This is a genomic window from Vibrio neptunius, from assembly GCF_000967495.1.
Taxonomy (GTDB): domain Bacteria; phylum Pseudomonadota; class Gammaproteobacteria; order Enterobacterales; family Vibrionaceae; genus Vibrio; species Vibrio neptunius.
Genome location: NZ_JXXU01000007.1, coordinates 1 through 10,156, shown reverse-complemented (window position 1 = coordinate 10,156; position 10,156 = coordinate 1). Strand labels below are relative to the sequence as shown.

10 protein-coding genes and 2 pseudogenes are annotated in these 10,156 nt (G+C 43.4%); 10 read left to right on the top strand and 2 right to left on the bottom strand.

What is annotated here, in order from left to right:
• Positions 1-1,169: Ig-like domain-containing protein (locus tag TW84_RS03440; protein ID WP_045974288.1), on the bottom strand; the 1,169-nt coding region annotated here is incomplete at its 3' end.
• A gap of 473 nt (positions 1,170-1,642) precedes the next feature.
• Between TW84_RS03440 and TW84_RS03435 the strand changes: the two genes are divergently transcribed.
• From TW84_RS03435 to TW84_RS03400, 9 genes and pseudogenes are all read left to right on the top strand, one after another.
• Positions 1,643-1,993 carry a cupin domain-containing protein gene (locus TW84_RS03435; protein WP_045974287.1) on the top strand — a complete coding sequence of 117 codons (351 nt, stop codon included), beginning with the start codon at positions 1,643-1,645 and terminating at the stop codon, positions 1,991-1,993.
• Positions 1,994-2,069: 76 nt separating this feature from the next.
• A complete protein-coding gene (locus tag TW84_RS03430) occupies positions 2,070-2,810 on the top strand; it encodes an alpha/beta hydrolase (protein ID WP_045974286.1) in 741 nt (246 codons plus the stop codon).
• Positions 2,811-3,021: 211 nt separating this feature from the next.
• A complete protein-coding gene (locus tag TW84_RS03425; RefSeq protein ID WP_045974285.1) occupies positions 3,022-3,795 on the top strand; it encodes a substrate-binding periplasmic protein in 774 nt (257 codons plus the stop codon).
• A gap of 66 nt (positions 3,796-3,861) precedes the next feature.
• Positions 3,862-4,167 (top strand): hypothetical protein, encoded by a 306-nt coding sequence (locus tag TW84_RS03420; protein ID WP_045974284.1) that lies wholly within the window; start codon positions 3,862-3,864, stop codon positions 4,165-4,167.
• A 129-nt stretch (positions 4,168-4,296) separates the two neighbouring features.
• A complete protein-coding gene (locus tag TW84_RS03415; RefSeq protein ID WP_045974289.1) occupies positions 4,297-4,713 on the top strand; it encodes a lysozyme inhibitor LprI family protein in 417 nt (138 codons plus the stop codon).
• A gap of 478 nt (positions 4,714-5,191) precedes the next feature.
• Positions 5,192-5,275: pseudogene (locus tag TW84_RS25295) on the top strand (VOC family protein); the annotation flags it as partial.
• A 169-nt stretch (positions 5,276-5,444) separates the two neighbouring features.
• Positions 5,445-5,894 carry a GyrI-like domain-containing protein gene (locus TW84_RS03410; protein ID WP_045974283.1) on the top strand — a complete coding sequence of 150 codons (450 nt, stop codon included), beginning with the start codon at positions 5,445-5,447 and terminating at the stop codon, positions 5,892-5,894.
• 418 nt (positions 5,895-6,312) lie between these two features.
• Positions 6,313-6,957 carry a hypothetical protein gene (locus TW84_RS03405; protein ID WP_045974282.1) on the top strand — a complete coding sequence of 215 codons (645 nt, stop codon included), beginning with the start codon at positions 6,313-6,315 and terminating at the stop codon, positions 6,955-6,957.
• 396 nt (positions 6,958-7,353) lie between these two features.
• Positions 7,354-8,514 (top strand): alpha/beta hydrolase, encoded by a 1,161-nt coding sequence (locus TW84_RS03400; RefSeq protein WP_045974281.1) that lies wholly within the window; start codon positions 7,354-7,356, stop codon positions 8,512-8,514.
• Positions 8,515-8,603: 89 nt separating this feature from the next.
• Here TW84_RS03400 and TW84_RS25255 read toward each other — a convergent pair.
• Positions 8,604-8,813 (bottom strand): annotated as a pseudogene (locus TW84_RS25255) (IS4 family transposase); the annotation flags it as partial.
• Between the two features lie 169 nt (positions 8,814-8,982).
• Here TW84_RS25255 and TW84_RS03395 point away from each other — a divergent pair.
• Positions 8,983-9,630: a glutathione S-transferase family protein gene (locus tag TW84_RS03395; RefSeq protein WP_045974280.1), complete on the top strand. Its 648-nt coding sequence runs from the start codon at positions 8,983-8,985 to the stop codon at positions 9,628-9,630.
• Positions 9,631-10,156 lie beyond the last annotated feature (526 nt).

The window sequence follows — 10,156 nt, the reverse complement described above, 5'->3', positions numbered from 1 at the left end:
ACTCCAGTTACTTTTCCTCCTGGTACGACAGTGGCTGTGCTGGGTTCGATGGTGCTCCAAGTGACGTAATCACTGATATCCGAAGAGGTGTTATCACTGTAGATGGCCGTGGCCGTTAGTGCTTGGTGTTGTCCTTTAGCGACCGCCACCATTGGTGGCGTGACGCTGATACTGATAAGCTCGGCTTCACTGACCACCACACCGACGGGTAAGCTTGTAATGCCATCTTTTGTCGCTGTGAGAGTAGTGGTGCCGATATCGTCACCAGACAACACGCCATTAGAGGTGATGGTGGCTGTATTGGTATCGGCAGGGCGCCAAACGACAGAATCAGTAATAATCGATGAGGTACCATCGCTGTATAGCGCGTTGGCAGTGAGCGTTTGCTGTTGCCCTTTAGGCACATTTACAACCGCTGGCGTCACATTGATAGCGGTAAGCACAGCGTCAGAGACATTGACGTTGACCCTGTTGCTGGTGACTTGGTCTTTAACCGCAGTGAGGGAGGTTGTTCCGACAGCAACGCCAGTGAGTTGCCCACTAGGGGTGACCGTCGCGGTGTTGGTATCGATAGGGACCCAAGTTACCGAGTCACTAATATTCATCGATAGGCCGTTACTGTATGTTGCGGTAGCGACCAAGGGTTGATTTTGCCCGATGGCAAGGTTGACCGCTGAGGGGGTGATGGCGATATCGGTAATAATGGCGTCGGTAACCGTCACTTGCAGTGAGTTACTGGTGAGATTACCTTGGCTAAAAGACACTGTTACCACCCCCGATGCTTTCCCTTTCAAAACGCCCGATTGAATAAACTCGCCTAACTCTGTGTCACTGGATTGCCAATCCTCAACCGCTAATTCCTCGGTTAATACTTTAGATTGGCCGTTAGAGTACTCACCCACCGCAAGAAACGATTGCTCGTTGCCGGTGATCAGCGTGAGCTCACTCGCCCCTTTGGTGTTAAGCGGATAGGCAGTGAGCGTTAGCCGCTCTAATTGAACGGGGGCATCACCTTGGTCTGGTGTTGGCCTTGTCGTGTTTGAAAGAGGAGGGGTTGATGAAGAGGCGCTGCCTCCTTCATCTGAACCCCCACAGCCAGAGAGGAGCAACACCATCATGGTCAATACCATGAGGAACAAAAGCTCCTTAACGTTAAATTGCTTGTCCATTTTTTTAGTTTCCCCTGTGTTGAATTAAAAATATTCAAAACGAAACGCAGGGTGGATTTGATTAATTAATGGATAATTTATGATCGACTATTTATAACGCCTTGATATTCCACCTTGTTCATAATTAATGCGTGTGTAGCCCTAACTCACGCCGTGGTGGAAATTGAAATTTGCTGAATTTGATTCGATGAATGGCGAGCGAAGATTCGTGCGTAACAAAAGGCAAAAACCGTGATGCCATGGTTGGCTCTGGCTATTGGATGACGCCTTGATTGGCTTTCACTCTGATTTGAGTACGAAAAGTAGAGTGCTTAGTTGAGATAGTAGAATACTCAATATATTGCTTTATTTTTTAGTGGCTTATGGTAATTTTACCAGAGTTGGGTAGACAGAAAAACAAGTCTGCCTGTTATCGATAGTGTTAGAGGGCTTGGCCGCCCAGCAGAACATAATAAGAAAGGAATTCGGCAACAATGATACGTAATTTTTACACGTGCGATAAAGAAGTGGATTACAACAGCCATGATGGAGAAGGCAAGGTTGATATCTATCGTGCTTTTAGGCGCAAAGATTTCGATGGTGCATGGGATTTCGCTATTCGTGTTGTTATGCCGCCAGGAAGCTCGATGGGTGAGCATACTCACGGAGATGATGAAGAAATGTACATCATTTTGAAAGGTGAAGGCACTATGACCATTGAGGGGAAAGAAAGAAAAGTGACTTCAGGAGATATGATAGTCAATAAACGCTTTGGTTCCCATGGTTTGATCAACACATCAAACGATGAAATTGAGCTATTAATTATTCAAGCCAGTCTAAAGTAAATATGGTGTTTCGGTTTGATTTTGATCGTAGGCGTTGCTCGCCCACTCAACGCGGCGTTAACCTTTCAGAGGGTCTATGAACTATCGACATAAATTTTTATTCTTAATCGCTAGCTTTGCTAGCTTTTCACATGCCGACATTATTTACGACCAATCTAGGGATAGAAATGTCCCGATAGACATTACCGTCCCTCAAACCGAGACAAGGTGCAAAAAGGAAACCAAGTGCCCAGTGGCTTTCTTGAGTGCTGGTTATGGCGTATCTCACTTAAAGTACTCGTTTCTAGCCAATCAGCTTAGTGATCTTGGTTACCTAGTTGTCGCTATTGGGCACGAACTACCCAATGACCCGCCATTATCGACGTCAGGAAACTTGTTTGAAACTCGAAGTGAAAACTGGCGTCGAGGTGCGCAAACTCTGGATTTTGTTAGGTCAACATTGAGTGAACGTTTAAAACAGTATGACTTTGATAACTTGCTCTTAGTAGGGCACTCAAACGGCGGTGATATTTCTGCATGGCTGGGCAATGAAAAGAAGCCGTACATTGAGTCGCTTATTACTTTAGATCACAGGCGTGTGCCTTTACCGAGAGATCCCAAATTAAAAGTCCTCTCTATTCGGGCGAGTGATTTTCCTGCAGATAAAGGCGTTTTGCCATTGGAAACAGAGCAAAGCGACATCTGTGTGGTGACCATTCCTGACTCTCGCCACAATGATATGGCAGATGATGGCCCAGAATGGTTGAAGGAGAAAATGAATTTCTTGGTTCGTCACTACCTGCAACAACAGTCATGTTCAACACTTAAGGATGCGTGATAATCAGCTTGAGATGGCGCATTATTCGACCCATTCACCACAACTTTGCTTGTTCTAGCTTCACACAGTGGTTTTCGCGCTGAAGAAAGCTCCATAAATTTTGCTGTGGAGGCGCCCGCCCGAGCATTGTTGTGGTGGCAACCGTCACTCTATGCCCTTTATTTAATGTATAATGCTATCATTAATGGTCAATGTGAATTGGAGAGCATGGATGCGCTTCTTGTTGAGAAAAATGCCTTTTTTACCGAGGATGGTGCTGCTTTTTCTCGTTGTTGCCACTTTGCCCTGCCGGGGAAACACCGTATATCTAGCCAATGGTGAATGGCCTCCTTTTCAGTCCAGTCGACTCAATCATGGTGGTTTTGTTTCGCATATCGTAGCGGAGGCCTTTGCAAGCCAAGGGGTTCAGGTGGAGTTCACCTATCTACCTTGGAAACGAGGCTACCAACAAGCTCGATTTGGCGCTCTAGATGGTACTTTTATTTGGGGTAAAACATCCCAAAGAGAAGAGAGTTTTTATTTTTCAGATGCTGTCGTTGGATTATCCACCGCCGTATTCTTTCAATCAGGCAAAGAGGTGAGTTGGGAAAACATACCAGAGCTTGGTCAATATCGGGTCGGTGGTGTGATTGGCTATGACTATGGACTCTCTGAGTGGGAGCAATCAGGGACAATCAACATACTTAGGCTTGAAGATTTAGATGTCGCGCTGAAGATGTTGGTTAAAAATAGGCTAGATGTTGTACTTGCCGATGTAGAAGTAGGTTTATACACACTAAGAAAATTAGGACTAGAAAACAAAGTGTCTATATCGGAACAAAGGTTCAATACTGATAAGCTATTTTATTTACTTATTTCCCGGCAAATAGAAGCTGGTCCTGAACTCATTAAAGCCTTTAATAAGGGCTTAACCGAACTGAAGCAGTCTGGTCAATTGGAAGCATTATTTCGCGCCAATCGAAATGGAGAGTACCTGAAAAAGTAAAGGCTTAACCTAGTGTTTAGTGATAGCATATCGGCTTAATTCGCAACGTGTGGCGTTAAATTTTCAATGATGAATAGCACTAAAGCAACGCTAGTCGCTACTTTGTTGATGCATGTAATACTGTTTATCGCGGTAGAACATGCGCTTTCTAGTGGTAGCGATTTTCAAATCATGGCGCTAATCATCTTGTGGTGTGTTGGCTCACTAACGGCTGCTTATCAATTTCGCAAACTTACTCGATCTCAAAAGACAAAGACGCTACTGATTAAATTGAGTCATGTCGCGTTGTGGCTTATCGCGCTGCTACCCATTAGTTTAGGGGCATTTCTATTGTTTCTTGCTGTGGCTCTTCATGGTGTGGATTTTAGATAAGGTAGGCCTGAAAACTAGCCGTCCAACAAAGGTTTACGGTTTGAGTGATCGTTAGTGTTTAGGGCACACTGGTGTAAATTGGGCAATGTGTTGCCCATGATTGAACCTGATGTGCCTTCGGAGAAAATAATGAGAAATAGTGTAATCCTCGCTTTGGCTTGTCTTTCGTTTGGCGCCATGGCTGATGAGCAAGCCATTGACTGTGATGCTGCGTTTACAACAATCGAGATAAATCAGTGTGCCGCTATAGAGCTGGATGCTGCCAACACTGAGTTGGAGAAATACCTCAAGGCCAGTTTGGAGCATAATTCGTTTGATTCAAAGTTAGTCGCAGCAATTAAACTCGCTCAAACGGACTGGCAAACATATATGTCCTCACATTGTGATTCAGTTTATACACAATGGCGTGATGGAACGATTCGTGGAGCGATGTCGATCTCTTGCAAAACTAAGCTTACCAAGCAAAGAACGCATGAATTATGGGAAAACTTTTTAACTTATATGGACAGTACGCCCCCCGTTTTGCCAGAGCCAAGTTTGTACTAGAAGTTGCTCACCGAGTTATCAAAGGGGTAAAAAACATTGACCCTGGGGTGACTTCGTAGCCATCTCAATCTGTTATACTGACGCCCAACACTTGGCATTTCTCTTCCCACGTTGGGCTTTGTGATTACTGCAACCTAGTTTCGCTTATCTACCCACATAGCTGATCTGGACATGTTTGGCCACTCTATTGGTTGAATGGTTACTGACTAAGGCTTATTCAACTCATTAAGTACAGCTCATTAAGTACAATTCCGTTAACGCGTTGAACCGACGTTTGGTAGCCCAATAAGCGCTATGTACTTTACATTGTCTCAAAAATGCTCATAAGCACTGTTTTTATATACAGTATCTGTTAGAATGCGATTGAAATCTTCAGTATTGGGATAGCTGATTTTCTTTAGGTTTTCAGCAATTAAAAGGGCTAAAGATGATTTTCAATCATGTCTCAATTGGTGTCTCTGATGTAGCAAGAGCAGTTAAATTCTACGCTACGGCAATCTCACTAGGTGGTACATGCGAAGGTCAGCCGGGTTTTAGACCAGAGTATGGTAGAACCTATTAGGCTGCATTCATTCGAGATCCGGATGGAAACAAAATTAAAGCGGTCATTATCTAGGTTCAGCACCGATAGCATTGGAGTTTGCATCCGCAATCGTTATTGAACGGGTAGGTGACAGTATCAGTGTCTCGCGTCTCACATTTAAATAGACGCTATACAACTAGGAGGAAAAATGAACATTGGTGAGATAAACGGTGTTGACCTGGCAGGTTATGCCATTCGTACGACTAACGCAGATGAAATGAATCCATCGACTGCAAAAATTGGAGAACTTTGGGCCAAGTTTTACGCAAACGCTGCTCCAAAATTGAACGAAAAGTCAAAAGTTTATGGTGTGTACACTAACTATGAATCTGATTTTTCGGGGGCTTTTGACGTTATCGCTTGTTCGGATACGTTATCACCAGAGCGATTGTCAGACTCAGTAAAAGTGAAGATCGCTTCTGGCAAATACGTGACGTTTACTGCAAGCGGTGAGATGCCACAAGCCGTTATAGACCTATGGGGAGAAGTTTGGAGCTACTTTAGTAGTGAACATTGCCTCTACCAACGAGCATACACAACAGACTTTGAATACTATAAAAGTGCCCATGAAGTCGAGATTGCTATTGCTGTTAGATAGTGACTTAGCAAGGGTTTAAGCGTATGAATTTAAAGATAAGTTAAAATTATTTTACAAGGTCGATTCAAAATTGAAGGTTATAATATTGACACCGATCTCATTATAAAGATGACGCCTTGTATTCATCTGATGGAGTATATAGGGTGCCGACCTGGTGTGATATCAATCCCATATGGCATTTCATTCCAATCAAGCGTAATCGAATCGTCAATGGCCAATACATGTAACATCGGCAAAATTAGGCCTGATGTTGAAACTAATCAAAGGTCATCGCAATCTCGATACGCTTTAGCAAAAAGTCTATGGCCCAGTGAAATCTACTTCATTTGAAAAGGGTGGTCTAAAACGTCAGCACCCTGCCACCACTGGTAACCAGACCATTTCACTTTATTGAAAACATTGATTAAGGCTTATATCCATGTTGAAGAAAACTCTACTCGCGACGACAGTGGCACTTTTTACAACCTCTACTTTTGCCGCCGACATCGACACTAACAATCTCGATATCGCTTTCCAAGGTGCCCATTTCCAAGGTGCGGGTAACCAGATCACTATGCTGCGTGTACCAGTTACTAACACGGACACAGGTGAAACTCAGTTCTTCGACATGAGTGCAGAGTTTGCCGTAGATAAGAACGGCAACCTGGTATTTAAAAACACAAACTCTGTGAAATCAGTCGGTTTTACAAGTGCTAACCAGCTGGTTGCGGGGCATTATCTTGATAACCGTCAGCGCAGTTGGTGGGTTGATGGCCCCTCTGTAGGAGCAGATGGAAGACAAATTTGGAGCATCCAAACTTTTGAGGGTTTCTCGGGGCGTTCTGCTGGTGGTCAAATCATGAGTGGGCCTCTTAAATCGAATGAACTCGCTGCCAATGCGGATGGGTTTAAACAGGTGCTAAAAAATGCCTCTGCACTAAATTATGGTATCGTTAATGATGACGATCTCATTAGTGCAGCACAATCAGGGAAGATGATTTCAATGGTGACATACAGCTCTGATGGCGAACCAGCTCGTTCGTGGAGCCTTCGTGCTGCACCAGAACCACAACCTGAAGACTAAAAGCACGGGGCCATATTGTCTGTTTTGGCGGGCTCTTGTGTTGTTGCCTCCTCAGTCTAGTACGGGGAGGCAGTATCTGAAGCCTATAGCGATGGGTTTAACCAAGGAAGCAACGAGCCAAACACAGCGCTTATCATGAGTTAGCAAAATTGATTGAGAGTCGAGTTACTCGTGAAACAAGTCCTGTAAAGAATCGTATTTTACGCTTGTGATTGCTCTCGCAGCTCATTGAGTAACGCCAAAACCTGAGTATAAAAGCGCGCATCTGACATTTTTCATCGAATAAGCTATTGCGAGCAGGAGCTGTTTACGGTTGGCTGGGTTCCGCTTCGCTTCACTTCACATTTCAGCCCACAGGCAACAACCCCTGATTAGGGGGTTAGCCACAAGGAATGTATGAGACTAATCTATCTAACCCTGATATTTATTTCTTCGTATTCTTTTGGGGGTACGAAGAGCTTGATGTTTTCTTCAGAGACAATCAATGAAGAAGTCACCGTTCAAGTATCTTTACCAGACACATACGAACATTCCGATAGTTTCAAATATCCAGTATTGATAGCTCTGGATGGTTCGACTCAGTTTGAACATATTGCGGCAAGTGTTCGCTTCTTAAGTACTTATGCCATCATTCCTGAGATGATTGTGGTCGGTGTAAGCACCCCTTACAACCGACTAAAATTCTATACTCACACAGAGCTCGAACAGTATAAAAATCGATCTGGACAAGCAGAGTTATACAAGCAATTTTTACAAGATGAACTGCTAAATAAGATAAAAGAACATTATCGCTTAGCACCATATCAAGTGATTTCAGGACACTCATTATCGGGTTTATTCACCAGTTATTTAGCTTTGAGTGATGGTTCGGAGTTTAATGCGGCTATTTCTATCAGTCCGAGTTTGTGGTGGGACAAGGCTACGCTTATCAGTGAATATTCAAAATATCAAAAACTTGATAGAGAAAAGCCGGTTAAGTGGTTCTTGAGCATAGCGAATGAGCCCGGTGAAATGAAAGAGGCATTTAGCTCAATGATAGAATCACTCAACAGAAAATCGCCCAATAATGTCAGTTGGGCTCATGCAAATTACACCAATGAAACTCATGATAGCACCCCCTTAATAGGTAATAGCCAAGCACTTAAAGTCATTTTTGATGGGTGGAATGCGGTACCCGAAGTAGACGTGATGTCATTGAAAGAGTTGCAAGCTTTCTATTTGGCAAAATCATATGAGTACGGCTATACGTTTCCGATGTCGGTTCACCAATATAATGTTTACGGATTAAAAGCGGCCTATGAAGGCAAAGTGGATTGGGGAGTAGAGATATTAGAGCAAGGCGTTAAGACCTTTGGTGCATCAGAAATTCTCTGGGATAGTTTAGCAACGGCATATTCACTGAATAATGAGTTAGACCAAGCCATGGATGCATCTGAAAAGGCCTTATTGCTTGCAAAGAAAAATAACTCTTTGTTTCTTAATGAAATTGCGGCTCAAAACGAAGCGTTAAAAGATAAACTGGCTAATCACGCCGCCACGGATGATAAGCAAAGTTAGAGGTTTTTAAAGCCAAAAGAAAGCGTATGCGGCAGCTTTTGGAATCCATAGGGTAGGGTTGACTGCTTTGACGGCCAACCCATCTATGGCAGATTGCGATTACCAAGTAATCGGTCGATACGTTTGATGGCATGTTTCACTGTGGTATTGGTGTCGAGAGCTCTTCCAATTTTAGTGAGTGTTAGATAAGAACCATCAAGAACCGTTTTGGTTGCAAGTATCAGAGATCTAAGTCGTTTTTTTTGAATTTCAGGGCATTGATTCTCAATAGTTTGCTGTAGAATTTGAATATCGCGTATCGTTAGGGCTCTCTATTAAATCCATTTAATCAGGTGTGTTTTTGGCGAAATTCATTAGATCAGAATGAGCGATGCGCGTCTACTCATTGTTTTATATGAAGATTATGAGGGGAAATCGCTATAATTGGGCGTTATGAGTATCCGCAATTTTAGAGACAAGGAGTCAATTATGTTCAAGCTTTATTACTATCCAAACAATGCGAGTCTAGCTCCTCATTTTTTGCTTCATCATTTAAAAGCAGACTATAAGCTATTGTTAGTTGATAAAAAATCGAACTCTCAAAAATCATCGGATTATCTTAGGCTCAACCCAGCAGGGCGGATACCGACCTTAGTTGTTAATGAGCAGCCAATTTTCGAAAGTCCAGCTATCTGTATACACATCTGCGAATTGCACCCTGAATCCGATTTAATGCCATCGTTAGGTGAGCCGACTCGTCCTTTGTTTTATCAATGGCTCGCGTTTCTCAATAATACGCTGCAAGCTGAACTTATGGTTCGATATTACCCTCATCGCCACACCAACGATGAAACTACCATTCCAAATGTAATCGCGGCGCAGGACGAAAGAATTGCTGATGCACTGTCAATCATCAACGACCAGTTAGAGCATCATGAATACTTGTTGGGTGACACCTTAACCGCATGTGACTACTTCTTGTTTATGCTTGCAGAATGGTCGTTGCCAATTGAAAAGTCACCGCTTGATTTCAAACACCTAGCAGCGTATTTAAAGCGCCTTTGTTTGAACCCAACGATTAAAGCGGTTTGCGACATCGAGGGTATAGACCTCACACCATTTGAGTCATACTCATAACAAGCATTTAAGGCTTCAAGATACTTTTTCTAATCCAATTTTGGCACGTTAGAATTCATACCCTAACGTGCTTTTGTCCAAAAAAGCCCTAAATCGTTCGTCACATCTTGGTAAGCTTTGCTTTCTTGGTGGGGTATCTCTTCTCTGCCTTAAACAATAGCAGCCGTTTTCTGTGACGGCCTTGTCTAAACCTCATTCTTTACTCGACACATTGTTAACATACCTCTTTACAAGGTACTGATTTTTGACCAGTTAATCGGCCTACGTGCTTAAAGCGTTGACTCTTCTGAACCCCAGCGATATCCTGCAAAAGCACTGGCAAAATCCGGTGTCGGGATTGGAACCCTGTTGAACATTCTACGCATAGTAGCTAACTGAACTGTTGGCTTTCGCTATGTGTGCTTCGGCGCATCCGTCGAAACCCGAATTGCTGAGTTATTGCGCAATTCGATTCGGTATTACGGTGGGCTGGGCGAGGCAGCTTCGGCTGGCCGTTTCGAATGTTCCGGTAGTTCCAACCTTGTTC

Coding starts and splice junctions, on each gene's coding strand:
- TW84_RS03415 (WP_045974289.1), top strand. CDS start 4,297: ATGAGAAATAGTGTAATCCTCGCTTTGGCTTGTCTTTCGTTTGGCGCC.
- TW84_RS03410 (WP_045974283.1), top strand. CDS start 5,445: ATGAACATTGGTGAGATAAACGGTGTTGACCTGGCAGGTTATGCCATT.
- TW84_RS03430 (WP_045974286.1), top strand. CDS start 2,070: ATGAACTATCGACATAAATTTTTATTCTTAATCGCTAGCTTTGCTAGC.
- TW84_RS03435 (WP_045974287.1), top strand. CDS start 1,643: ATGATACGTAATTTTTACACGTGCGATAAAGAAGTGGATTACAACAGC.
- TW84_RS03400 (WP_045974281.1), top strand. CDS start 7,354: ATGAGACTAATCTATCTAACCCTGATATTTATTTCTTCGTATTCTTTT.
- TW84_RS03405 (WP_045974282.1), top strand. CDS start 6,313: ATGTTGAAGAAAACTCTACTCGCGACGACAGTGGCACTTTTTACAACC.
- TW84_RS03425 (WP_045974285.1), top strand. CDS start 3,022: ATGCGCTTCTTGTTGAGAAAAATGCCTTTTTTACCGAGGATGGTGCTG.
- TW84_RS03420 (WP_045974284.1), top strand. CDS start 3,862: ATGATGAATAGCACTAAAGCAACGCTAGTCGCTACTTTGTTGATGCAT.
- TW84_RS03395 (WP_045974280.1), top strand. CDS start 8,983: ATGTTCAAGCTTTATTACTATCCAAACAATGCGAGTCTAGCTCCTCAT.